Below are 23,350 nucleotides of genomic sequence, written 5' to 3' on the forward strand. Positions count from 1 at the left end.
CTCAAGAAGGAACTGGGCCTGCCGAAGCAGCGCGTGAACAGCCTGGGCTACTGGCGCGCCGCGTAGGAGGCGTCCGCACCGTCCCGGCTCCGCACCGCCCCGCTACGCGCCGACCGTGCCGTCGACGGCCTCGCGCAGGAAGTCGGCGTGGCCGTTGTGGCGGGCGTACTCGTGGATCATGTGGAGCATCACCAGGCGCAGCGAGGCCTCCTGCTCCCACCTGGCGACGTACGCCGTCACCTCCAGGGACTCGGCGGCCGCCTCGACGGCGCGGGAGTGCTCCACCTCCGCCTCCCACGCGGCGAACGCCTCGGCGCGGGTCGCGGTCGTGGCGTCGTACGCGGCCTGGAAGTCGTGGTCGTCGGACCACAGGTGCGGTACGTCGGCGCCGCCGATCGTGCGCCGGAACCAGTGCCGCTCCACCTCGGCCATGTGCCGCACCAGCCCCAGCAGGGACAGGGTGGACGGCGGCGACGCCTGCCGGCGCAGCTCCTCGTCGTCGAGCCCCTCGCACTTCCAGGCGAGGGTGGCCCGGTGGAAGTCGAGGTAGGCGCGGAGCGTCTCGCGCTCCCCACCGGTCAGGGGCGGGCCGACGCGTTCCGTGTTCTGCATGCGGGGATCCTCCCGGCTCAGGAGCGGGTGCTCTGCCAGATGTAAGGGGTCGTCACGCCGAGCACGCCGAAGCCCAGGCGCTCCAGGATCGGGCGGCTGTCGTCCGAGGCGTCGACCTGGAGGTACGGGATGTTCCGGGCCGCCGCCACGCGGGCGCGGTGGGCCACCAGCAGGCGGTAGATGCCGCGGCCGCGCCACTCCGGTGCGGTGCCGCCGCCCCACAGGCCGGCGAAGGCGCTGCCCGGGCGCATCTCCATCCGGGCCGCGCTGACCGGGACGTCCCCGGCCATCGCCAGCACGGCCTCGATGGTGTCCGGCTCGTCCCGCAGCAGCGTGAGCATCTGCTCCCGGATCCGGGGGCGCTCGGTGCCGAAGGCGCGGTGGTGCACCTCCATCATCAGGTCCACCCCCGCCTCGTCCGTCACCACCCGCAGCGTGATCCCCTCCGGCGGCTCCACCGGCAGGGCCGCGAGGTCGGCCGTGCGCGCCACCACCAGCGTCTCCGGCGCCTCCGGTACGAAGCCCGCCGCGCGCAGCCGGTCCCCGAGGTCCGCCGGGCGGTCGTGGGAGTACAGCTTCCACTCGAACTCCGGCCCGCCGGCGTCCTCCCCGCGCGCCCCGAAGTACGCGACCTGCGCGGCGATCTCCGCGTCCGCCGTGTCCTCGTCGAGGTCCGACCAGAGCACGCCGTTCCAGCCGAGCCCCGGCACGGTCTGGCGTACGACCCGGCCCGCCCGCTCCACCCGCGCGTGCGCGGCGTCGGGCTGCGCGTCGCGCCTCATCTCGGCGTCGTAGCGGTCGCGCACCTTCAGCAGTTCATCATGATTCATCGTCATGCCGGCCAGCTGATCAGGTGCGGGCCGTGCGTACAACTGCATTAGCCTCACACCGTGACTGACGACTCCGCCATCTACACGGGCAAGGCCACTCCCGACGCCGCCGCCGACCGGGGCTGGCTCCTCGGCCACTTCAAGAGCCCCGGCGATCCCCGCCACAGCGAGGAGGTCGAGATCAAGTGGGGGGTCCACCCCAAGGGCGAGGAGCGGGACCGGTGGGTGACCGGCGAGCGCCGCACCGCGCTCCAGGTGCTCGTCAGCGGCCGGTTCCGGCTGGAGTTCCCCGGCCGCACCGTGGTCCTCGCCGAGCAGGGGGACTACGTGGTCTGGGGGCGCGGGGTCGACCACTCCTGGTACGCGGAGGAGGACTCGGTGGTCCTCACCGTGCGCTGGCCCTCGCTCCCCGGCTACCGGGCCGACGAGCCGTCCGCCCCCGAGCACCGGTGACCAAGGTCCCGCATCCCGCCCCATGCCTGTGACGATGCACACGAATCCCGCCAACGATCACGAAAGGCTGGAATCGTGTCAATCGAGGTGTATACCACCCTGGCCGCGGCGGACCTCGCGGCCGGACCTTCACAAGTTCACGAGTTCACGAGTTCTTTGCGTCGGGCTACCTCCCGGTGAAGATCCGGACCACCAGGGAGCACGTCCGTTGGCAGCAATCGCACGGTGGTGCCTGCGGCACCGACTGGTGACCGTCCTGATCTGGCTGCTCGCCCTCGGCGGGACCGCCGCGGCGGCCGGAGCGGCCGGCACCGCGTTCTCCAACGACTACGAGGTCCCCGGCACGGAGTCCGCCAAGGCCCACGCCCTCCTGAGCGAGGGCTTCCCGGGTCAGGGCGGCGACACCGACACCATCGTGTGGCGGGCCCCGGACCACCGGACGGTACGCACCCCCGAGATACAACAGCGCATGACCCGGGCCCTGGACGCCGTCGCGGCCCTGCCCGGCGTGGCATCCGTCGCCGGCCCCTACGCACCCGGCCCCGCCGGAGCCGCGCAGATCAGCCCCGACGGCCGCACCGCCTACGCGGTGGTCACCTTCGACCGGCCGGCCGACTCCGTACCCAAGGCCCGGGCCAAGGCCGTCCTCGACACCGCGAAGAACCCCGCCACCCAGGCCGAAGGCCTCCAGGTCGAACTCGGCGGCCGCGCCATCGGCCTGACCGAGGCGCCCAGCGCCCACCTCGCCGAGGTCATCGGCGTCGGCATCGCCGCCGCCGTCCTCTTCCTCGCCTTCGGCTCCCTCGCCGCGAGCCTGCTGCCCATCGCGACCGCCCTCGTCAGCGTCGGCAGCGCCTACTTCGGCATCACCCTCCTCGGGCACGCCATGCCCGTCGCCGACTTCGCCCCCATGCTGGGCACCCTCGTCGGCCTCGGCGTCGGCATCGACTACGCCCTGTTCATCGTCACCCGGCACCGCAAGGGCCTGGCGCGCGGCCTCACCGTCGAGGAAGCCGCCGCGAACGCCGTCGCCACCACCGGCCGGGCCGTCGTGTTCGCCGGGGCAACCGTCTGCATAGCCCTGCTCGGCATGCTGGTGCTGCGGCTGAACTTCCTCGACGGCGTCGCGATAGCCGCCTCCCTCACCGTGGTGCTCACCGTGGCGGCCTCCGTCACCCTGCTGCCCGCCCTCCTCTCGTACATCGGCATACGGGCCCTCTCGCGCCGCGAACGGCGCAAGCTCGCCGCCGAAGGCCCCCGCCCCCAGCCGCCCACGGGCTTCGCCGCCCGCTGGTCGGCCTTCGTCGAACGCCACCCCAAACTGCTCGGACTGGTCGCGGCCCTGGTGATGGCCGTGCTCGCACTGCCGACCCTCTCGCTCCACCTCGGCACCTCCGTCCAGGGCAACAACCCGGCCGCCTCCACCACCCGCAAGGCCTACGACCTGCTGGCCGACAGCTTCGGGCCCGGCACGAACGGCCCGCTCAGCGTCGTCGCCCGGCTCGACGGCGCGGGCGACCGCGTCGCCTTCGAGCGGCTGACGGAAGCCCTGCGCACCACCGAGGGCGTCGCCTCCGCCGGCCCGGCCGTCTTCAACCGCAGCGGGGACACCGCCGTCCTCACCGTCGTCCCCGACTCCGCCCCCCAGTCCAGGGCCACGAGCGAACTGGTCGACACCCTGCGCCGGGACGTCATCCCCCGCACCGCACACGGCAGCACCATGGACGCCCACGTCGGCGGGGTGACGGCCGGCTACGACGACTTCGCCGAGGTGATCGTGGGCAAGCTGCCCCTCTTCGTCGGGGTGGTCATCGCGCTCGGCTGTGTCCTGCTGCTGCTCGCCTTCCGGTCCATCGGCATACCGCTCAAGGCCGCCGCCATGAACGTCGCCGCCGTCGCCTCCTCCTTCGGCGTCGTCGTCGCGATCTTCCAGTGGGGCTGGGGGAGCGAACCGCTGGGCCTGGGCAGCGCCGGACCGATCGAGCCCTTCCTGCCGGTGATCATGGTGTCGGTGCTCTTCGGGCTCTCCATGGACTACCAGGTCTTCCTGGTCAGCCGGATGTACGAGGAGTGGCTGGAGACCGGCGACAACCGGCGGGCCGTCCGCGTGGGCCTCGCCGAGACCAGCCGGGTGATCAACTCGGCGGCCGTCATCATGATCTCCGTCTTCCTGGCCTTCGTCCTCAGCGGCGACCGGCTCATCGCGATGTTCGGGATCGCGCTCGCCGCAGCCGTCGCGCTCGACGCCTTCGTCCTGCGCACCCTGCTCGTCCCCGCCCTCATGCACCTGCTCGGCGGCGCCAACTGGTGGATCCCCGCCTGGCTCGACCGCCGGCTGCCCCGCATCAGCATCGAGCCGCCGGAACGGTCCGCTCCCCGTGCGACACTTCCGTCGCAGCGGCCGGAGGCGGACCACGCCGAGCCGGCCCGCACGCCCCGCTGACCGGTCACGAGCCGTAAGGAAGCACAGATGTTCGCGATAGACCTGGCCGACGACGCCCAGCTGTTCCCGCTGGAGGTGTGGCACGCCGAGGAGTTCCTGGCGCACATGGACCGGGGCCGCGAGTTCATCGGCCGGTTCATCGGCCTCCCGGACCGCGTCACCGACCTCGCCTCGGCGCGGCACCTGCTCGGCTCCAAGGCGGAGGAGGCCGCCAGGGACGGCGCCCGGCTCTACGGCATCCGCGTCGACGGCACCCTCGTCGGCGGGGTCCTCTTCCGGACCTTCGACGCCGAAGCGGGCAACTGCGAGGTCGGCTGCTGGCTGGAGCCCGCCGGCGCCGGCCGGGGCCTGGTCACCAAGGCCTGCCGGATCCTGATCGACTGGGCCTTCGACGTACGCGGCATGCACCGCGTGGAATGGCACGTGGCCGCCGGCAACGAGAAGAGCATCGCCGCCGCCCAACGCCTCGGCCTGACCCGCGACGGCGTCATGCGGCAGAACCACCTCCACCGCGGCGTCCGCCAGGACACCGAGGTCTGGGCCGTCCTCGCCCACGAACGGGCCGCCGCCCGCCCGGCGTAGCCACCGCCGCGGGCCCCGCCATGGGCCCGCGGCCCACCGGCGCCGGGGCGCGCGCGGTCCTCTCAGGAACCTCTCAGAAACGCCGCTTACGGTGCCCGGCATGGACACCACGAAGACCCCCGTCGCGCCCGCCCCCGTCGTGGACGCGGACGCCCCCGAGGACAAGGCGGCCACCCCCGGGACGGCAGTCGCCGAACCCGCCGCCGGCCTCGACGCCGAGCAGGCCGGCACCACCGAGGACGCCGAAGAGGCCGAAGAGACCGACGCGGACACCGCCGAAGACGTCCCCGAGCGGAGCACCGGCGTCGGAGCCGCCGCATCCGCCGTCGTCGCCGCGGGCCTGGGCCTCGTCGCCCTCAGCGGCAGCTGGGTCTCCCGCGTCGCCGCCGAACGCCAGACGCTCATCGGCCAGATCGAATCGGTCAGCGCGACCACCGCCAAGGAGAAGATCGCCGCCCTGTACGGCGACGCCTGGCACATGACCGCCCTCGTCAACGGTGTCCTGTCCACCCTCGCCCTCCTCCTCGCCGTCCTCGTCCTCGCCGGGCCCGCCTTCGGCGCCCCCGGCCGGGTCCACCCCGCCTGGGTCCGCTCCGTCTCCTGGGCCGCCGTGGCCCTCGGCCTCCTCGGGGTCCTGCTCTTCGGCCTCATGTACTTCGACCTGCTCTTCCCGCTCCCCACGGCCGCCCAGTAGGCACCGCCTTACGCGATCTCCCGCCCTGCCTTAGCCCGCCCCAGGCCGGCTCAGGCCCCCCGGACCCCGGCCTAAGGACCCCGGCACCGCTGAGATGCGGCATGAGCCCCATGTGCCGCACCCCTCTGGGACGCGAATCTTGGATCACACCGAACGAGGTGCCCGAGAAAGCAACCAGGGAGAACGAGATGTTCGAGTACGAGATCGCCACCGCCCGCCGCGCCGACCTCATCCGCGAGGCCGACCGGTACCGGGCCGTCCGGGAGGCCAAGAAGGCCGCCCGCTCCTCTCGGAGCCGGGAATCCGAGAGGACGGTGAGTCGCCCCCGCGGCCTCTTCACCCGCGCCGCGTAACCCGCGTCGCGGACCACGGGAGCCGAGGCGAGATGACAAGCGCAGCGATAACGACTGCCGCCCGACCGGACCTGTGTGCGATGCTCGGCGGCGTGGAGACCAGATCTGTCAGCCCGGTGTTCGTCGGCCGAGCCGACGAACTGGCCGCACTCGTCGACGCCCTGGGGCGCGCCGCCGGCCAGGAGCCGCAGGCCCTGCTCATCGGCGGAGAAGCCGGAGTCGGCAAGACCCGCCTGACCGAGGAGTTCCTCACGGAGGCCGCCCGCCGCGGCGCCGTGGTGGCGGTCGGAGGCTGTGTGGAGATCGGGGCGGAGGGACTTCCCTTCGCCCCCTTCTCCACTGCCCTGCGCAGCCTGCTCCGCCTGCTCCCCGACGAACTGGCCGAAGCCGCCGCCGGCCAGGAGGACGAACTCGCCCGCATCCTCCCCGAACTCGGCGAGACCCCCCGCGGCCCCCACGACGAGGAGAGCACCGCCCGGCTCTTCGAACTGACCGCCAGGATGCTGGAACGCCTCGCCGCCGACCGCACCGTCGTGCTCGTCCTGGAGGACCTCCACTGGGCGGACACCTCCACCCGGCACCTGCTCGCCTACCTCTTCCGCACCCTCGCCCGCGGCCGGCTCGTCCTCGTCGCGACCTACCGCGCCGACGACATCCACCGCCGCCACCCGCTGCGCCCGCTGCTCGCCGAACTCGACCGGCTCCGCACCGTCCACCGCATCGAACTGTCCCGCTTCAACCGGGCCGAAGTGCGCCGCCAGCTCGCCGGGATCCTCGCCTCGCAGCCCGAGGAGAGCTTCGTCGACTCCGTCTTCGACCGCTCCGACGGCAACGCCTTCTTCGTCGAGGAACTCGTCGCCTGCCAGGAGAGCGGCTGCCGCACCGGCCTCACCGAATCCCTGCGCGACCTCCTGCTCGTCCGCGTCGAGGTACTGCCCGACGCCGCCCAGCGCGTGGTGCGCATCGTCGCCGAGGGCGGCTCCACCGTCGAGTACGCCCTGCTGCGCGCCGTCGTCCGGCTCGGCGAGGACGAACTCATCGAAGCCCTGCGCGCCGCCGTCGGCGCCAACATCCTCCTCGCCACCACCGACGGCGACGGCTACCGCTTCCGCCACTCGCTGGTCCGCGAGGCCGTCAGCGACGACCTGCTGCCCGGCGAACGCGCCCGCGTCAACCGCCGCTACGCCGAGGCCGTCGAGGACGACGAATCCCTGGTCCGCGCCGAGGAACGGCTCATCCGCCTGGCCAACTACTGGTACGCGGCCAACGACCCCGCCAAGGCCCTGCCCGCGGTCCTCGCCGCCTCCGTCACCGCCCGCCGCCGGCACGCCTACTCCGAGCAGCTCAGCCTGCTGGAACGGGCCATGGACCTGTGGGACAGCGCCCCCGACGAGGTCCGCGCCGACCTGCGCCCCGCCGACTACACCGAGGTCTACCCGCCCTGCGGCTGCGACCCCGCCACCACCCCCCTCCAGCGCCTCGACCTGCTCGCCGAGGCCACCGTCGCCGCCCGCTTCGGCGGCGAACGCGAACGCGCCCTGAAGCTCACCAAACTGGCCCTGCGCACCCTCGACGAGGACGGCGAAGACCCGCTGCGCGCCGCCTGGTTCTGGACCGAGCGCTCCCGCCTCGTCGCCAACCTCGGCCGGGGCGACGGCTGGCACGAGATCGCCACGGCCCAGGAACTCGTCAAGGGGCTGCCCCCGTCCCAGGTGCACGCCGACGTCCTCGTCCGGGCCGCGGGCTGGGGCATGCTCCACAACCCGGGCCCCGGCAACCTCGCCGCCGCCGAACGGGCCGTGGAGTACGCCCGCATGATCGGAGCCGAGGAGACCGAGCTCAACGCCCGGATCACCTACGGCTGCCTGCTCACCGACTCCGGCGACGGCACCACCGGCCTCGCCGAACTGCACGCGGTCAAGGACCGCGCCACCGAACTCGGGCTCACCGTGGTCGCGGGTCGCGCTCACGTCAACATCACCTCTCAACTCGAAGCCATGGGCCGGTCCCGCGAAGCCGTGGAACTGGCCGAACAAGGGGTCGAACTCGTCAGCAGGTCCCGGCTCCTGGACACCGAGGCCTGGGTCTGCGGGAACATGGCGGAGAGCCTCTACAGCTTGGGCCGCTGGGACGAGGCCGCCGAGGCCGCCCGCCGCACCCTGCACGTCGGCCAGAGCGCCGCCCCGCGCGGCTCCGCCTCCGCCCGCCTGGCCTACCTCGCCCTGGCCCGCGGCGAACTCGCCGAGGCCGCCCAGCAGCTCGCCGCCGCCCACGCCCACTTCGGCACCCACGACCGCCAGCCCCAGCACCGGCTCCCGCTCTACCGGCTGGCCATCGGCCTGGCCGACGGCGAGGGCCGCATCGGCGACGTCCGCGCCGAGACCGCCGACGCCGTGGCCCACGGCTTCCCGCTCGGCCAGCACCGCTACGCCTGGCCGCTGCTGCTGGCCTCCGCCTCCGCCGAGGCGGACGCCCGGGGACTGCCCGTGGCCGACGCCGGACGCGACGCCGCCCTGGAGGTGCTGCGCACCGCCGCCCGGACCCTGGCCACCCCGGTCCCCGTCTGGGTCGCGCACGCCGAGTACCTGCGGGCCGAACTGCTCCGCGCCGAGGCCCGGGACACCGTCGCCGACTGGACCGCGGTCGAGGCCGCCGTACGCCCCCTCCAGCGCCCGTACCTGCTCGCCCGGGCCCGCCACCGGCTCGCCGAGGCGCTGCTCGTCTCGGGAGGGGACCGCGAGACCGCCGCCGACCTGCTCCGCGACGCCCACGCCGCCGCCGACCGGCTCGGCTCCCGGCGGCTCCGGGAGGACCTGGCCCTGCTCGCCCAGCGCGCCCGCCTCCCGCTGACCGCCGAGGAGCCCCACCCGGCCGCGCCGGTCCCGGACACCGACCCCATCGAGGCCCTGGGCCTGACCAGCCGCGAACGGGACGTCCTGCGGCTCGTCGCGGCCGGCAGCACCAACAAAACAAAAACGCGGAGGAGCTCTTCATCTCCCCGAAGACGGCCAGCGTGCACGTCTCGAACATCCTGGCCAAGCTCGGAGTCGCCAGCCGGGGCGAGGCCGCGGCCCTCGCCCACCGGCTGCACCTCTTCACCGCGCCGCTCGCCCCGGCGGCGTCCCCCGCGGCCGGGGGAGGGCGTTCCTAGGGCTCCTCGCCCCCGTCGGCCGCGCCCGGCTCGGGGGCCCCGCCCGGCTCGGAAGCGTCGGCCGGGCGTATGAGCACCTTGCCGGAGTCGAGGTCTATGGGACCCCGTCCCGGATCGCCGTCACCGACGTCGGTCCGGGACAGCTCCAGCCGCTTCTTCTCGTCGTGCGCGTGCTTGCGTCCCGGATTGAAGAGTTCCTCGATCATGTTGAACACCACGCTCGCCCTGCCTTCCGCCCCCTCCGGAGCCGCTCAGGTCACCGCACCGTCAGTCTCAGGATCCTGTCGTCACCGGGCTCCGGCGACCCGCGCCCGTCCGTCTCGCTCGTGACCAGCAGCACCTGGTCCCCTTCGAGGGGCACCACCGTGCGCAGTCGGCCGTACTTCCCCTGGAGGAAAGCCTCCGGCTCCGCCGCGGCGGCGGCACCCTTCAGCGGGATCCGCCACAGCCGCTCGCCCTTCAGCCCGGCCATCCAGATCGAGCCCTCCGCCCAGGCGATCCCGCTCGGCGAGGCCTCATCCGTCTTCCAGACCGCTACCGGATCACGGAATCCCGCCTTCCCGGCCTTCCCCTCAGCCTCCGGCCAGCCGTAGTTGCCCCCGGGCTCGACGAGGTTCAGCTCGTCCCAGGTGCGCTGGCCGAACTCGGACGCCCAGAGCCGTTTGTCCTTGTCCCAGGCGAGGCCCTGCACATTGCGGTGCCCGCAGGAGTAGACGACGGACCCGGCCTCCGGATTGCCCGGTGCCGGCCGCCCGTCCGGGGTCATCCGCAGGATCTTCCCGCCCAGCGACTTCCTGTCCTGCGCCAGCCCCGTGTTCCCGGTCTCGCCCGTGCCGGCGTAGAGCATCCGGTCGGGGCCGAAGGCGATCCGCCCGCCGTTGTGGATGAGCCCCTTGGGGATCCCCCGCAACACCGTGTCGGGCGCGCCCAGCTGCTGACCGGCCGGTCTCTGCTCGTCGTACCGCATCCGGGCGATGCGGTTGTCGGACTCGGTCGTGAAGTACGCGTAGACCATCCGGTCCGAGGCGAAGTCCGGGGACAGCGCCAGCCCCAGCAGGCCGCCCTCCCCGCCCGGGGCCACCCCGGGGACCTTGCCGATCTGCGTCACCGCGCCCGTGTCCGTCCGCACCCGGCTGACCGTGCCCTTGTCGCGAGAGGCGACCAGCAGGTCCCCGCCGGGCAGCGGGGCCACGCCCCAGGGGGACTCCAGGTCCTTGGCGACCTCGCCCGACACCGTCACCGACCCCTTCGCCGGCGGCCCCGACGCGTCCGCCGGCCCCGACGCCCCCGGGGACGCCGCTCCGGCCGGCGGCGGACCCGGCGGGGAACCGCCCGGCCCGGCCCGCTCGCCGCCCGGCGCGGAACAGCCCGCCGCCAGCAGTGCGCCGCACCCGGCCAGCGCGAGCCACGCCGGCACGCCCCGGCGCCGCCCGCGGCCGTCCCCGTATCCCGGCCGGCCCCGCAGCGCCCCGCCCCTGTGGAACTGCCCGTACCGCATCGTCCCGCTCCCCTCCGGCCGTCCGTCCCCTGTCCGGTGTCCTCCAGTGCTGCCCTTCACTCCACTCAACAGACCCGGCCGGTCCCGAAGTTCCACCCCTCGTACACCCGATCGAGTGGACCTGGGGAACCGGACCGGGACCGGGATCTAGTCCCAGGCTCCCACCGCCGCGGGCAGCGCCGCTATCTCGGCCAGCTCCGCGCCCGTGAGCCGCACCTCCGCGGCCCGGGCGTTCTCCGCCGCCCACCGCGCCCGCTCCGCCCCCGGAACCGGCACCACGTGCGGCCCCTGCGCCAGCACCCAGGCCAGCGCCACCTGTGCCGCCGTGACCTCCGGCCCGTGCCGCCGGGCCACCCGCCGCAGCCCCGCCACCAGCACCTGGTTGGAGGCCATCGCGTGCGCGGTGAAGCGCGGGTGCCGCGCCCGTACGTCCGCCGACTCGAAACCCTGCCCCGGCGTCAGCGTCCCGGTCAGGAACCCGCTGCCCAGCGGCATCGCCGCCAGCATCCCCACCCCCCGCGCCGCGCACCACGGCAGCAGCTGCCACGCCGCCTCCGGTGACCACACCGACAGCTCCGCCTGCACCGCCGTCACCGGGAACACCTGCTGGACCCGTTCCAGCTGCCGCAGCGTCGTCCGGTACCCCCGGTCCCCGCGCCGCCCCGCCCCCGGCCCGGCCCCCGCGCCCAGCGCGCAGAACCCCAGCGCCCGCACCTTGCCCGCCTGCACCAGCTCCGCCATGGCGCCCCAGGTCTCCTCCACCGGCACCTCCGGATCCACCCGGTGGAGCTGGTACAGGTCTATGACGTCGGTCCGCAGCCGCCGCAGCGAGGCGTCGCACGCCCGCCGCACGTACCCCGGCCGCCCGTCGGCCACCACGTGCCCCTCGCCCGCCCGCAGCCCCACCTTGGCGGAGACGAAGGCCTCGGCCCGCCGTTCCCGCAGCACCCGGCCCAGCACCAGCTCGTTCGTGTAGGGCCCGTACAGATCGGCCGTGTCCAGCAGGTTCGCCCCGCGGTCCAGCGCCGTGTGCAGGGTCCGCAGCGATTCCTCGCCCCGCCGCCGCGAAGGCGCGTAGGCCCAGCTCATCGGCATGCAGCCGAGCCCTATGGCGCCCACCGTCAGCGGTCCCGACCCGATCGACCTGCGCTCCACCCCTGCGTCCCCCTTCCGGCCCGCTCCCGGTCCGGCCCTCAAACTAACGGCTTGATCCAATTCCCTTCACATAGCCTCGGGATCATGACTGCAACGACCGGGGACGTCTGGCTCCCCTTCCCGCCCGGAGAGATCGACGGCCTCCCCGACTCCTTCCGCTACCGCCAGTGGGACGGCGAGGACACCTTTCCGGCCGACCCGGCCGACTGCGTCTTCTACGTCACCCCCTACATGAAGCCCCAGGAGGTGACCCTGCGCCCGCTCGCCCGGATGCCCGCCCTGCGCGTGGTGCAGACCCTCACCGCCGGCATCGACCACGTCCTGCCCGGCCTCGGCGAACTCCGCCCGGGCGTACGGCTGTGCAACGCCCGCGGCGTCCACGAGGCCAGCACCGCCGAGCTCGCCCTCACACTCGTCCTCGCCTCCCTGCGCGGCATCCCCGGCATGGTGCGCGGCCAGGACCGCGAGGAGTGGCGCGGAGGCTTCTACGACGCCCTCGCCGACCGGTCCGTCCTGATCGTCGGCTACGGGGCGATCGGCGCGGCCGTCGAGGACCGGCTCGTCCCCTTCGAGTGCGGGCCGGTCACCCGCGTCGCGCGCTCGGCCCGCACCGCCCCGCACGGGCCGGTCCGCGCCCTCGCCGACCTCCCGGACCTCCTCCCGGACGCGGACGTCGTCGTCCTCACCACCCCGCTGACCGAGGACACCCGGGGACTCGTCGACGCCGGCTTCCTCGGGCGGATGAAGGACGGCGCCCTGCTCGTGAACGTCTCGCGCGGACCCGTCGTCGACACCGCGGCCCTGCTGGCGGAACTGGAGTCCGGCCGGCTGCGCGCGGCGCTCGACGTCACCGACCCGGAGCCGCTGCCCGCCGGCCACCCCCTCTGGCACGCCCCCAACCTCCTGATCACCCCTCACGTGGGCGGCAGCAGCTCGGCGTTCGAGCCCAGGGCGAAGCGGCTCCTGGCGCGCCAGCTCACCCGGTTCGCCGCGGGGGAGGAGGTGCACAACACCGTCCTGATCAAGGACTGAGGCCGGCGCGTCCCGCACTCGCGAGCCACATATCGCTACCCTGGGCGACAAATCGTGCGCAACCGGTGGCCAGGACCCCCCTCTTGGTGACGGAGCGTAGAACAGCTATGTCGCTGAGTGACGAAAGTGGTGTATCGTCCGGAACAAGGGGCTGCGCCACGTACGTCTGGCGCTGGGGAGTGATCGGACACTTTGGGGGGCGACGGGCGATGCACGGCCAATGGACGAAGGATCCGCTGCGGCAGGGCCGCCGGAGGCGACGCTGCCGAGACTGGACCGCACCGGAACCGGCCGGCGAGGGGCACCGGTGAGCGCCCCGGGGGCGGCGCTGCTGACCCGGCCGCCGGTCACCGGCGGAGGCGGCCGGGGCCTCGCCGCGCAACTCCTCCTCGCACTGGTCAGCGGCGGCTACGCGGTCGGAGCCGCCCTCGGCTGGGGGTCGGACGAACTCGCCAAGATCATGGGCGACTTCGGCCTCAGTGCCGCCGGATTACTGGCCGCCGTCTCCTGCTACCACTACGCCCGCGCGATCGACCGGCGCGAACGTCCCGCCTGGCTGATGTTCGCCTTCTCCTCGCTCATGGGCGGCCTGGGGAACGCGGTCTGGGGCTGGTACGAGGTGGTCCTCGGCCAGAAGGTCCCCGAACCCTCGCTCGCCGACTTCGCCTTCCTCTGCTTCGCGCCGCCCGCCATCGTGGGCCTGCTCGTCCTGGCCAAGCGCCCGGTCACCCGGGCCGGATGGGTCTGCCTCGGCCTCGACTCCTGGCTCATCGGCGGCTCGCTGCTGACCCTGTCCTGGAGCCTGGCCCTCGCCAACGCCGCCCGCACCGCCCAGTCGGGCGCCCCCGGCAGCGTGCCGCGCGCCGCGCTGTCCCTCGCCTACCCGCTGCTGGACATCGCGCTGGTCTCCATGGTCCTGGTGCTGCACTTCCGGCGCTCGGCGAACAACCGCTCGGCGGTCAACACGGCGATCGCCGCCCTCGCCCTGACCGTCCTGAGCGACGCCCTGTTCACCTCGCCGCTGCTCAACACCACCTACAGCTCCGGGGAGATCCTCGACGCCGGCTGGTTCGCGGGCTCGCTGCTGCTCGCCTACGCCCCCTGGGGCGCCCGGCGGACCGAGCCCGAGCCCCGCCCCGCCCCACCGCGCCCGGAGCGCCCGCACAGCCGTCCCATCACCGGCTCGCTGCCCGCGCTCACCCCGTACCTCGCGGCCGCGGTGTGCACCCTCGGCATCCTCTACAACGTCGTGGACGGCCGGAAGGTGGACCGGATGGTGGTCTTCACCGGCTGCACCGTCGTCCTCGCCCTCGTCATCCGGCAGGGCATCATGCTCCTCGACAACATCGCGCTCACCCAGGAACTGGCCCAGAAGGAGAACCACTTCCGCTCCCTGGTCCAGGGCTCCAGCGACGTCATCATGATCGCCGCGCCCACCGGGACCCTGCGCTACGTCAGCCCCGCCGCCGCCGGGGTCTACGGCCGCGAGGCGGAGGAGCTGGTCGGCACCGAGCTCGCCGCCCTGATCCACCCCGACGACCTCGGCCGGGTGGTCCACGAGGTACGCCGCTTCCTGGCCGCCCCGCCCGCCGAGGAGCCCACCACCCGCATCGAGTGCCGCTTCGAGTCGGGCGGCGGCGAGTGGCTCAACGTGGAGTCCACCGTCAACCGCCACCAGGGCGGCCTCATCCTCAACAGCCGCGACGTCACCGAGCGGGTCCGCCTCCAGGCGCAGCTCCAGCACAGCGCCGAGCACGACCCGCTGACCGACCTGCCCAACCGGGCCCTGTTCACCCGCCGCGTCCGCCAGGCCCTCACCGGCCGCCGGGCCGGCGACCACAGCACCGCCGTGCTCTTCATCGACCTCGACGGCTTCAAGGCCGTCAACGACACCATCGGCCACCAGGCCGGCGACGAGCTCCTCGTCGAGGCCGCCCGCCGCCTCCAGGACGCCGTCCGGGCCGGGGACACCGCCGCCCGCCTCGGCGGCGACGAGTTCGCCGCGCTGATCCTCGGCGACGGCAGCCGCGACCGAAGCGCCCGCGAGTGCCAGGTCCACGACATCGCCGACCGGCTGCGCGCCACCCTCTCCCAGCCGTACCGCATCGCCGGGAGCGAGGTCCGGGTGGCCGCCAGCATCGGCGTCGCCTTCGCCGACCCCGGCATCACCCCTTCGGACCTGATGCGCAACGCCGACCTCGCGATGTACCGCGCCAAGGCGGGCGGCAAGGACCGGGTCGAGCTCTACGCGCCCCAGATGCAGGCCGAGGTAACCCGCAAGGCCGAACTGGCCGGGCGGCTGCGCACCGCGCTGCACGAGGGCGAGTTCGCCCTGCTGCACCAGCCCGTGGTCTGCCTGGCCACCGGCGAGGTGGCCGCCGTCGCCGCGCAGGCCCGCTGGCGCTCCGCGCAGGGGATCCTCTTCACTCCGGCCGAGTTCCTCCGGGTGGCCGAGCACAGCGAGGGCGGTCCGGCGGCCGGGCCGGACGGCTCGCGCACGGCGGAACTGGGCCGTTGGCTCCTGGAGGAGGCCGTCGAGGAGGCCGCCGAGCGGCACCGCGCCGGGCACGACGTACCAGTGGCCGTCCGGATGACCGCCCAGCGGCTGCTGGACCGCTCCTCGCCCGGCAGCAGCGTGGAGGCCCTGCTGACCCGCCACGGGCTGCCCTCCGGGTCCCTCGTGCTCGAACTGGCCGCCTCCGACCCCAGGGTGCCCTTCGACGAGCTGGAGCGCCGTCTGACGGCCCTGCACCGGCTCGGCGTACGGATCGCCCTGGACGGCTTCGGCAGCGGCTACGCGGCCATCAGTGCCCTGCGCAGGCTTCCGGTGGACCTGCTCAAGCTGGACCGGGGCCTGGTCGAAGGGGTGGTCGAATCAGCCAGGCTGCACAAGATCACGGCCGGATTGTTGCGGATCGCAAACGACCTGGGCATGCAGTCCGTGGCCGACGGGGTGGACCTCCCCGAGCAGGTGCTGGCGCTGCGGGCGATGGGGTGCACCCACGGCCAGGGAGCGGCGTTCTCCGGACCGCTTGACGAATACAGGCTGCGGCGCGCGCTCGTGCGAGGTACGTTCCCAGTACCGGGCGGTACGGCCCAGCCCGCCTTGGCCGGCGGCTCGTCCGGTGGCTCGATGGCCATCCGTAGAGGCTCAAATAATGAGACGCCCGTCCCACCCGCTTGACATCGACCTCCCGCCGGAGGGAGGGTCAATGCCATGCGCACCCGAATTCTCGTACTTGGAAAGCGCGTCGGCTGAAGCTGGGGCCTGCATGTCCCCGCTCGACACCACCGACGCGCTCCCCTCGCTTGCCACCTGGCACGAGGGGTTTTTTGTTGCACTGGCACACGCGTCCGGACCAGGTCCGGATCACCCCCCGCTCCTCGTAAAACCCTCAGCTTCGAGAAGAGAATGCCGATGACCGAGCAGGCCTCCGGGGCCCACCATCCGCAGCCGCGGCCCCGTACGGGTGGGCAGAACCAGCCCACCGCAGTTGAGCACGTCACGGGCGCGCAGTCCCTCATCCGCTCTCTCGAAGAGGTGGGGTGCGACACCGTCTTCGGTATCCCGGGCGGCTGCATCCTCCCGGCGTACGACCCGATGATGGACAGCAAGAAGGTCCGTCACATCCTGGTCCGCCACGAGCAGGGGGCCGGCCACGCCGCCACCGGCTACGCCCAGGCCACCGGCAAGGTCGGCGTGTGCATGGCCACTTCCGGCCCGGGCGCCACCAACCTGGTCACCCCGATCGCCGACGCGCACATGGACTCCGTCCCGCTCGTCGCGATCACCGGCCAGGTCTCCTCCAAGGCGATCGGCACCGACGCCTTCCAGGAGGCGGACATCGTCGGCATCACGATGCCGATCACCAAGCACAACTTCCTGGTCACCAAGGCCGAGGACATCGCGAAGACCATCGCCGAGGCCTTCCACATCGCCTCCACCGGCCGCCCCGGCCCGGTCCTCGTCGACATCGCCAAGGACGCCCTCCAGGCGAAGACCACCTTCTCGTGGCCGCCCAGCCAGGACCTGCCCGGCTACCGGCCGGTCACCAAGCCGCACGCCAAGCAGATCCGCGAGGCCGCCAAGATGATCGCCGCCGCCAAGCGGCCGGTCCTCTACGTCGGCGGCGGCGTCATGAAGGCCGGCGCCACCGCCGAGCTGAAGGTCCTCACCGAGCTCACCGGCGTCCCGGTCGTCACCACCCTGATGGCCCTGGGCTCCATCCCGGACACCCACCCGCAGAACGTCGGCATGCCGGGCATGCACGGTGCCGTCACCGCCGTGACCGCGCTCCAGAAGTCGGACCTGCTGATCGCGCTCGGCACCCGCTTCGACGACCGCGTCACCGGCAAGCTGGACAGCTTCGCCCCCTTCGCCAAGGTCATCCACGCGGACATCGACCCCGCCGAGATCGGCAAGAACCGCGCCGTCGACGTCCCGATCGTCGGTGACGCCCGCGAGGTCATCGCCGACCTGATCCAGGCCGTCCAGGCGGAGGCCAACGAGGGCAACACCGGTGACTACACCGCCTGGTGGAAGGACCTCAACCGCTGGCGCGAGACCTACCCGCTGGGCTACGACCTGCCCGAGGACGGCAGCCTCTCGCCGCAGCAGGTCATCGAGCGGATCGGGCAGCTGGCGCCGCAGGGCACCATCTACGCGGCCGGTGTCGGCCAGCACCAGATGTGGGCCTCGCACTTCGTCAACTACGAGGAGCCCCGCACCTGGCTGAACTCCGGCGGCGCCGGAACCATGGGCTACGCGGTCCCCGCCGCGATGGGTGCCAAGGTCGGCATGCCGGAGCGCACCGTCTGGGCGATCGACGGCGACGGCTGTTTCCAGATGACCAACCAGGAACTGGCCACCTGCGCGCTGAACAACATCCCGATCAAGGTCGCGATCATCAACAACGGCGCGCTGGGCATGGTCCGCCAGTGGCAGACCCTGTTCTACAACCAGCGGTACTCGAACACGGTCCTGCACGCGGACGAGACCGGCCACGACACCGTGGGCTCCCAGCTCGGCGAGTCCGCCTCCCCCCGCATGGGCACCCGCGTCCCGGACTTCGTCAAGCTGTCCGAGGCCATGGGCTGCGTCGCGCTGCGCTGCGAGGACCCGGCGGACCTGGACAAGGTCATCGCCGAGGCGAACGCGATCAACGACCGTCCGGTCGTGATCGACTTCATCGTCCACGAGGACGCCATGGTGTGGCCGATGGTCGCCGCCGGCACCTCCAACGACGAGGTCATGGCAGCCCGGGGCGTCCGCCCCGACTTCGGCGACAACGAAGACGACTGAGCCGAGAGAGCCTGAGAGAGAGAACGACTCACATGTCCAAGCACACGCTCTCCGTCCTGGTCGAGAACACGCCCGGCATCCTCGCCCGGATCGCCGCGCTGTTCTCCCGCCGCGGGTTCAACATCGACTCCCTCGCGGTCGGCGTCACCGAGCACCCCGACATCTCCCGCATCACCATCGTCGTGAACGTCGAGGACCTCCCGCTGGAGCAGGTGACCAAGCAGCTCAACAAGCTGGTCAACGTGCTCAAGATCGTCGAGCTGGAGCCGTCCAACGCCATCGAGCGCGAACTCGTCCTGGTGAAGGTCCGCGCCGACAACGAGACCCGCTCGCAGATCGTCGAGATCGTCCAGCTGTTCCGCGCCAAGACCGTCGACGTCTCCCCGGAGGCCGTCACGATCGAGGCCACCGGCGGCGCCGACAAGCTCGGCGCGATGCTCAAGATGCTGGAGCCCTTCGGCATCAAGGAACTCGTGCAGTCCGGCACCATCGCCATAGGGCGTGGCGGCCGGTCCATCACGGACCGCAGCCTGCGCTCCCTCGAACGCAGCGCCTGAGCCCCGCGGCGTCCGGACCAGCCGCGCCAGGTCCAAGACCTGGCGGCTGACACGCCGGCCCGCATAGCGAGACCGAGAAACTCTTATTCCGTTCCCCGCCGTACGGTGGGAGCAACACCAGCGCACCAAGGAGATATCCCAGTGGCCGAGCTGTTCTACGAGAACGACGCCGACCTGTCCATCATCCAGGGCCGCAAGGTCGCTGTCATCGGTTACGGCAGCCAGGGCCACGCCCACGCGCTGTCGCTCCGTGACTCCGGCGTCGACGTCGTCGTCGGCCTCAAGGAGGGCTCCAGCTCCAAGGCCAAGGCCGAGGAGCAGGGCCTGAAGGTCCTCCCGGTCGCCGAGGCCGCCGAGTGGGCGAACGTCATCATGATCCTCACCCCGGACCCGCTCCAGGCCGAGATCTACGAGGCGTCCATCAAGGACCACCTGAAGGAGGGCGACGCGCTCTTCTTCGGCCACGGCTTCAACGTCCGCTACGGCTTCATCAAGCCCCCGGCCAACGTGGACGTCGCCCTGGTCGCCCCGAAGGGCCCGGGCCACCTGGTCCGCCGTCAGTACGAGGAGGGCCGCGGCGTTCCGTGCATCGCCGCCGTCGAGCAGGACTACTCGGGCAGCGCCTTCGCCCTCGCCCTGTCGTACGCGGCCGGCATCGGCGGCACCCGCGCCGGCGTCATCAAGACCACCTTCACCGAGGAGACCGAGACCGACCTGTTCGGTGAGCAGGCCGTCCTCTGCGGTGGCGCCTCCGCCCTGGTCAAGGCCGGTTTCGAGACCCTGACCGAGGCCGGCTACCAGCCGGAGATCGCCTACTTCGAGTGCCTGCACGAGCTGAAGCTCATCGTCGACCTCATGTACGAGGGCGGCCTGGAGAAGATGCGCTGGTCGGTCTCCGAGACCGCCGAGTGGGGCGACTACATCACCGGCCCGCGCGTCATCACCGACGCCACCAAGGCCGAGATGAAGAAGGTCCTGGAGGAGATCCAGAGCGGCAAGTTCGCCGAGGAGTGGATGGCCGAGTACAAGGCCGGTCTGCCGAAGTACAACGAGTACAAGAAGGCCGACTCGGAGCACCTGCTGGAGACCACCGGCAAGAAGCTGCGCAAGCTGATGAGCTGGGTCGACAGCGACGAGAGCTGATCTCGTGAACGGCGGGGCCGGGACGGTCAGTCCCGGCCCCGCCGCGCACCCGCTCGCCTCCGGCGCCGGCCGGAGATCACCGGAATGTAGCCGTCGGATGGAACGGATTGTCCACCCCGGCCAATCCCGGACGGGTGATCCTTCCGTACAGGCGGAAATCCGCACCCGATCCGCCACTACACTGCTCAACACAACGCGTCAGGCCCACAGTGTCGTGCGTCTTCCACGCGGCTACCCCCTCCACCGCCTGCGGCCGTCGGGACGGCCGTCCGCACTGGACTTGTGAGGACCCACGTGAGCTCGAAACCTGTCGTACTCATCGCCGAAGAGCTGTCGCCCGCCACGGTGGACGCGCTCGGTCCGGACTTCGAGATCCGGCACGTCAACGGCGCCGACCGCGCCGAGCTGCTCCCCGCGATCGTCGACGTGGACGCGATCCTCGTCCGCTCCGCCACCAAGGTGGACGCCGAGGCCATCGCCGCCGCCAGGAAGCTGAAGGTCGTCGCCCGCGCCGGTGTCGGCCTCGACAACGTCGACGTCTCCGCCGCCACCAAGGCCGGCGTCATGGTCGTGAACGCCCCGACCTCCAACATCGTCACCGCCGCCGAGCTCGCCTGCGGCCTGCTCGTCGCCACCGCCCGCAACATCCCGCAGGCCAACACCGCCCTCAAGAACGGCGAGTGGAAGCGGAACAAGTACACGGGCGTCGAGCTCAGCGAGAAGACCCTCGGCGTCGTCGGCCTCGGCCGCATCGGCGTCCTGGTCGCCCAGCGCATGTCGGCCTTCGGCATGAAGATCGTCGCCTACGACCCCTACGTGCAGCCGGCGCGCGCCGCCCAGATGGGCGTCAAGATGCTGACGCTGGACGAGCTGCTGGAGGTCGCCGACTTCATCACCGTGCACCTCCCCAAGACCCCCGAGACCCTCGGTCTCATCGGGGACGAGGCCCTGCACAAGGTCAAGCCGTCCGTCCGCATCGTCAACGCCGCGCGCGGCGGCATCGTGGACGAGGCCGCGCTGTACTCGGCCATCAAGGAGGGCCGCGTCGCCGGCGCCGGCCTGGACGTGTACGCGAAGGAGCCCTGCACGGACTCCCCGCTCTTCGAGCTCGACCAGGTCGTCTGCACCCCGCACCTCGGCGCGTCCACGGACGAGGCCCAGGAGAAGGCCGGCATCGCGGTCGCCAAGTCGGTGCGCCTCGCCCTCGCCGGCGAGCTCGTGCCGGACGCGGTCAACGTCCAGGGCGGCGTCATCGCCGAGGACGTGCGCCCCGGTCTGCCGCTCGCCGAGAAGCTCGGCCGCATCTTCACCGCCCTCGCAGGCGAGGTCGCGGTCCGCCTCGACGTCGAGGTCTGCGGCGAGATCACCCAGCACGACGTCAAGGTGCTGGAGCTCTCCGCCCTCAAGGGCGTCTTCGAGGACGTCGTCGACGAGACGGTCTCCTACGTCAACGCCCCGCTGTTCGCGCAGGAGCGCGGCGTCGAGGTCCGCCTGACCACCAGCTCGGAGTCCCCGGACCACCGCAACGTGGTGACCGTCCGCGGCACCCTGTCGGACGGTCAGGAGGTGTCGGTCTCCGGCACCCTGGCGGGCCCGAAGCACCTCCAGAAGATCGTGGGCGTGGGCGAGTACGACGTGGACCTGGCCCTGGCCGACCACATGATCGTGCTGCGCTACACCGACCGCCCGGGCGTGGTCGGCAAGGTCGGCCAGCTGCTCGGCGAAGCCGGCCTGAACATCGCGGGCATGCAGGTCGCCCGTGCCGAGGAGGGCGGCGAGGCGCTCGTCGTCCTCACGGTCGACGCGGAGGTCCCGGTGGACGTCCTGGCGGCCATCTCCGAGGAGATCGGCGCCGCTTCGGCCCGTACGGTCAACCTCGGCTGACCGTCGCGCACAGCCGAGAGGGCCCGGGGTCGCGACCCCGGGCCCTCTCGCATGACCCCGTACCCCCTGCTCGATGCCGTACGAGGCTCAGCGCGCCGGTACCGGTTCGGCCGGGGCCCCCTCCGCCCCGGCGGGAGCCGGGCTCGTCCCGCCCCGGGCCAGGGCCGGCGCGAGCGCCGCCGCCGCGAGGAGCAGCACCGCACCGCCCCGGGGGCCACTGCATCCCGTGTACGAAGGCCTCCCGGGCCAAGGAAGCAGCTGCCCGCCGGCCCCGCCCCCGGCCTGCCCGGCGGCGGCGACGGCGCCGCCCAGGGTCTCCCGTACGGCGGAGGGCTCCCCCGCCAGGTCGGCGCGGTAGACGGCGGTGCCGAGGCTGCCCAGCAGCGCCATCCCGAGGGCCCCGCCGAACTCCTGCCCCGTCTCCAGCAACGAGGCGGCGGAACCGGCCTTCTCGGCCGGGGTCGTGGCCAGGGCCATGTCGGAGACCACGGCCATCACGCTGACGATGCCGGAGGCGAGCACCCCGGCGCCGGCCAGCAGCAGCCACAGGGAGTCGGTGCCCACGAGGGAGATCAGCCCGAACCCGGCGGCGGCGACGGCGAAGGAGCCGGCGATGACCTTGGACCGGTCCGTCCGAGCCGCCAGGGCCGCCGAGACGGGGGCGGCGGCGCCGATGAGGAGCGAGGGCGCCAGGCTCCACAGGGCGGCCTCCAGGGTGCCCATCCCGAGCACGGACTGCAGGTACTGCGTGGTGAAGTAGGCGGAGCCCATCATCGCGAAGGCGGCGACGGAGTTGAGGCCGATGCCCGCCCCGAAGCGGCGGTCCCGGAACAGCGCCCGGCCCACCATCGCGTCCTCGCGGCCTCGCTGGCGGCGGACGAAGGCGTACCCGAAGGCCAGGCCGACCAGCAGGCAGGCGGCGTACAGCGGTTCGAAGCCCTCGGCGGCGATCTCCTTCAGCCCGTAGACCACCGGCAGCACGGCGGCCATGGACAGCGGCACGCTCACCAGGTCGAAGCGGCCGGGGGCCGGGTCCTTGAACTCCGGTACCAGGACCGGGACCAGGACCAGCAGGAGCAGCATCGCGGGCACGTTGACGAGGAAGACGGAGCCCCAGTGGAAGTGCTTCAGCATGACCCCGCTGAGCACGGACCCGAGGGCGATCCCGCCGGTCATGGCACCGGACCAGATCCCGATGGCCTTGCCGCGCTGCCCGGCGTCCTGGAAGAGGTTGCGGACCAGGGCCAGCGTGGAGGGCATCAGGGTGGCGCCGCCGACGCCGAGCAGGGCCCGGGCCGCGATGAGCATCCCGGCGCTGGTGGCGAAGGCGGCGGCGACCGAGGCGAGGCCGAAGGCGGTGGCGCCGATCAGCAGCAGCCGGCGTCGGCCGATCCGGTCGCCGAGCGAGCCCATCGTGATCAGCAGGCCGGAGAGGGCGAAGGCGTAGCTGTCGAAGATCCAGAGCTGCTGGGTGGCGCTCGGGTCGAGCTCCCGGGTGATGGCCGGGACTGCGAAGTAGAGGACGGAGACGTCCATCGAGACCAGGAGCAGGGGCAGCAGCAGGACCGTGAAGGCGGTCCATTCGCGGCGGCCGGCGAGGGGTGCCGTGGCGGCGGGGTTCGTCATGAGCAGGACTGTACAAGCGTATGGAACGGCTGTCT

17 protein-coding genes and 1 pseudogene are annotated in these 23,350 nt (G+C 72.6%); 12 read left to right on the forward strand and 6 right to left on the reverse strand.

From position 1 onward, the window contains the following. Positions 1 to 102: 102 nt before the first annotated feature. Together SSNG_RS25155 and SSNG_RS25160 are read right to left on the reverse strand one after the other, a co-directional pair. The gene (locus tag SSNG_RS25155) at positions 103 to 612 is read right to left on the reverse strand and encodes a DinB family protein (protein WP_007266727.1); all 510 of its coding nucleotides are present in this window, start codon (positions 610 to 612) and stop codon (positions 103 to 105) included. A 17-nt stretch (positions 613 to 629) separates the two neighbouring features. Continuing rightward, entirely contained in the window at positions 630 to 1,442 is an 813-nt protein-coding gene (locus SSNG_RS25160) for a GNAT family N-acetyltransferase (RefSeq protein ID WP_007266728.1), read from the reverse strand. Positions 1,443 to 1,502: 60 nt separating this feature from the next. Here SSNG_RS25160 and SSNG_RS25165 point away from each other — a divergent pair, with 60 nt between their 5' ends. The 6 genes and pseudogenes from SSNG_RS25165 to SSNG_RS25185 all read left to right on the forward strand — a co-directional run bounded on the left by SSNG_RS25165 (position 1,503) and on the right by SSNG_RS25185 (position 9,118). After that, on the forward strand, positions 1,503 to 1,895 hold the full coding sequence (locus tag SSNG_RS25165) for a hypothetical protein (protein WP_007266729.1): 393 nt from the start codon (positions 1,503 to 1,505) through the stop codon (positions 1,893 to 1,895). Positions 1,896 to 2,103: 208 nt separating this feature from the next. After that, entirely contained in the window at positions 2,104 to 4,338 is a 2,235-nt protein-coding gene (locus SSNG_RS25170) for an MMPL family transporter (RefSeq protein ID WP_007266730.1), read from the forward strand. Between the two features lie 27 nt (positions 4,339 to 4,365). Beyond that, positions 4,366 to 4,920, forward strand: a complete 555-nt coding sequence (locus SSNG_RS25175) for a GNAT family protein (RefSeq protein WP_007266731.1) — start codon at positions 4,366 to 4,368, stop codon at positions 4,918 to 4,920. 100 nt (positions 4,921 to 5,020) lie between these two features. Then, positions 5,021 to 5,614: a hypothetical protein gene (locus SSNG_RS25180; RefSeq protein WP_042801851.1), complete on the forward strand. Its 594-nt coding sequence runs from the start codon at positions 5,021 to 5,023 to the stop codon at positions 5,612 to 5,614. A gap of 158 nt (positions 5,615 to 5,772) precedes the next feature. Beyond that, a complete protein-coding gene (locus SSNG_RS41305) occupies positions 5,773 to 5,967 on the forward strand; it encodes a hypothetical protein (protein WP_129593335.1) in 195 nt (64 codons plus the stop codon). Between the two features lie 32 nt (positions 5,968 to 5,999). Next, positions 6,000 to 9,118, forward strand: a pseudogene (locus SSNG_RS25185) (AAA family ATPase). Here the strand turns inward: SSNG_RS25185 and SSNG_RS25190 are convergent. The 3 genes from SSNG_RS25190 to SSNG_RS25200 form a co-directional block, all read right to left on the reverse strand. After that, entirely contained in the window at positions 9,115 to 9,336 is a 222-nt protein-coding gene (locus SSNG_RS25190; protein WP_007266734.1) for a DUF6191 domain-containing protein, read from the reverse strand. The pseudogene SSNG_RS25185 and the gene SSNG_RS25190 overlap by 4 nt on opposite strands. A 38-nt stretch (positions 9,337 to 9,374) precedes the next feature. After that, positions 9,375 to 10,616: a PQQ-dependent sugar dehydrogenase gene (locus SSNG_RS25195; RefSeq protein WP_007266735.1), complete on the reverse strand. Its 1,242-nt coding sequence runs from the start codon at positions 10,614 to 10,616 to the stop codon at positions 9,375 to 9,377. Positions 10,617 to 10,763: 147 nt separating this feature from the next. Then, positions 10,764 to 11,771 (reverse strand): aldo/keto reductase, encoded by a 1,008-nt coding sequence (locus SSNG_RS25200; protein ID WP_007266736.1) that lies wholly within the window; start codon positions 11,769 to 11,771, stop codon positions 10,764 to 10,766. Positions 11,772 to 11,855: 84 nt separating this feature from the next. Between SSNG_RS25200 and SSNG_RS25205 the strand changes: the two genes are divergently transcribed. The 6 genes from SSNG_RS25205 to serA all read left to right on the forward strand — a co-directional run bounded on the left by SSNG_RS25205 (position 11,856) and on the right by serA (position 21,689). Next, positions 11,856 to 12,803 carry a 2-hydroxyacid dehydrogenase gene (locus SSNG_RS25205; RefSeq protein WP_007266737.1) on the forward strand — a complete coding sequence of 316 codons (948 nt, stop codon included), beginning with the start codon at positions 11,856 to 11,858 and terminating at the stop codon, positions 12,801 to 12,803. Positions 12,804 to 13,110: 307 nt separating this feature from the next. After that, positions 13,111 to 15,987, forward strand: coding sequence for an EAL domain-containing protein (locus SSNG_RS25210; protein WP_042801853.1), 2,877 nt, complete (start codon positions 13,111 to 13,113; stop codon positions 15,985 to 15,987). A gap of 228 nt (positions 15,988 to 16,215) precedes the next feature. Next, the gene (locus SSNG_RS25215) at positions 16,216 to 18,105 is read left to right on the forward strand and encodes an acetolactate synthase large subunit (RefSeq protein ID WP_042801855.1); all 1,890 of its coding nucleotides are present in this window, start codon (positions 16,216 to 16,218) and stop codon (positions 18,103 to 18,105) included. A 32-nt stretch (positions 18,106 to 18,137) separates the two neighbouring features. Further along, on the forward strand, positions 18,138 to 18,662 hold the full coding sequence (gene ilvN / locus SSNG_RS25220) for an acetolactate synthase small subunit (RefSeq protein ID WP_007266740.1): 525 nt from the start codon (positions 18,138 to 18,140) through the stop codon (positions 18,660 to 18,662). Between the two features lie 141 nt (positions 18,663 to 18,803). Then, positions 18,804 to 19,805, forward strand: coding sequence for a ketol-acid reductoisomerase (ilvC, locus tag SSNG_RS25225; protein WP_007266741.1), 1,002 nt, complete (start codon positions 18,804 to 18,806; stop codon positions 19,803 to 19,805). Positions 19,806 to 20,099: 294 nt separating this feature from the next. After that, positions 20,100 to 21,689 carry a phosphoglycerate dehydrogenase gene (serA, locus tag SSNG_RS25230; protein ID WP_007266742.1) on the forward strand — a complete coding sequence of 530 codons (1,590 nt, stop codon included), beginning with the start codon at positions 20,100 to 20,102 and terminating at the stop codon, positions 21,687 to 21,689. Positions 21,690 to 21,776: 87 nt separating this feature from the next. Here the strand turns inward: serA and SSNG_RS25235 are convergent, their stop codons facing one another. Continuing rightward, positions 21,777 to 23,315: an MFS transporter gene (locus SSNG_RS25235; RefSeq protein ID WP_007266743.1), complete on the reverse strand. Its 1,539-nt coding sequence runs from the start codon at positions 23,313 to 23,315 to the stop codon at positions 21,777 to 21,779. Between the last annotated feature and the right edge of the window lie 35 nt (positions 23,316 to 23,350).

The sequence above is a fragment of the Streptomyces sp. C genome, assembly GCF_000158895.1.
Classification (GTDB): domain Bacteria; phylum Actinomycetota; class Actinomycetes; order Streptomycetales; family Streptomycetaceae; genus Streptomyces; species Streptomyces racemochromogenes.

What these genes read in the sequence shown, in the direction of transcription:
- SSNG_RS25155 (WP_007266727.1), bottom strand. Translation starts at nt 612, where the DNA reads ATGCAGAACACGGAACGCGTCGGCCCGCCCCTGACCGGTGGGGAGCGC.
- SSNG_RS25160 (WP_007266728.1), bottom strand. Translation starts at nt 1,442, where the DNA reads ATGAATCATGATGAACTGCTGAAGGTGCGCGACCGCTACGACGCCGAG.
- SSNG_RS25175 (WP_007266731.1), top strand. Translation starts at nt 4,366, where the DNA reads ATGTTCGCGATAGACCTGGCCGACGACGCCCAGCTGTTCCCGCTGGAG.
- SSNG_RS25180 (WP_042801851.1), top strand. Translation starts at nt 5,021, where the DNA reads ATGGACACCACGAAGACCCCCGTCGCGCCCGCCCCCGTCGTGGACGCG.
- SSNG_RS25195 (WP_007266735.1), bottom strand. Translation starts at nt 10,616, where the DNA reads ATGCGGTACGGGCAGTTCCACAGGGGCGGGGCGCTGCGGGGCCGGCCG.
- SSNG_RS25205 (WP_007266737.1), top strand. Translation starts at nt 11,856, where the DNA reads ATGACTGCAACGACCGGGGACGTCTGGCTCCCCTTCCCGCCCGGAGAG.
- SSNG_RS25215 (WP_042801855.1), top strand. Translation starts at nt 16,216, where the DNA reads ATGCCGATGACCGAGCAGGCCTCCGGGGCCCACCATCCGCAGCCGCGG.
- ilvN (WP_007266740.1), top strand. Translation starts at nt 18,138, where the DNA reads ATGTCCAAGCACACGCTCTCCGTCCTGGTCGAGAACACGCCCGGCATC.
- SSNG_RS25235 (WP_007266743.1), bottom strand. Translation starts at nt 23,315, where the DNA reads ATGACGAACCCCGCCGCCACGGCACCCCTCGCCGGCCGCCGCGAATGG.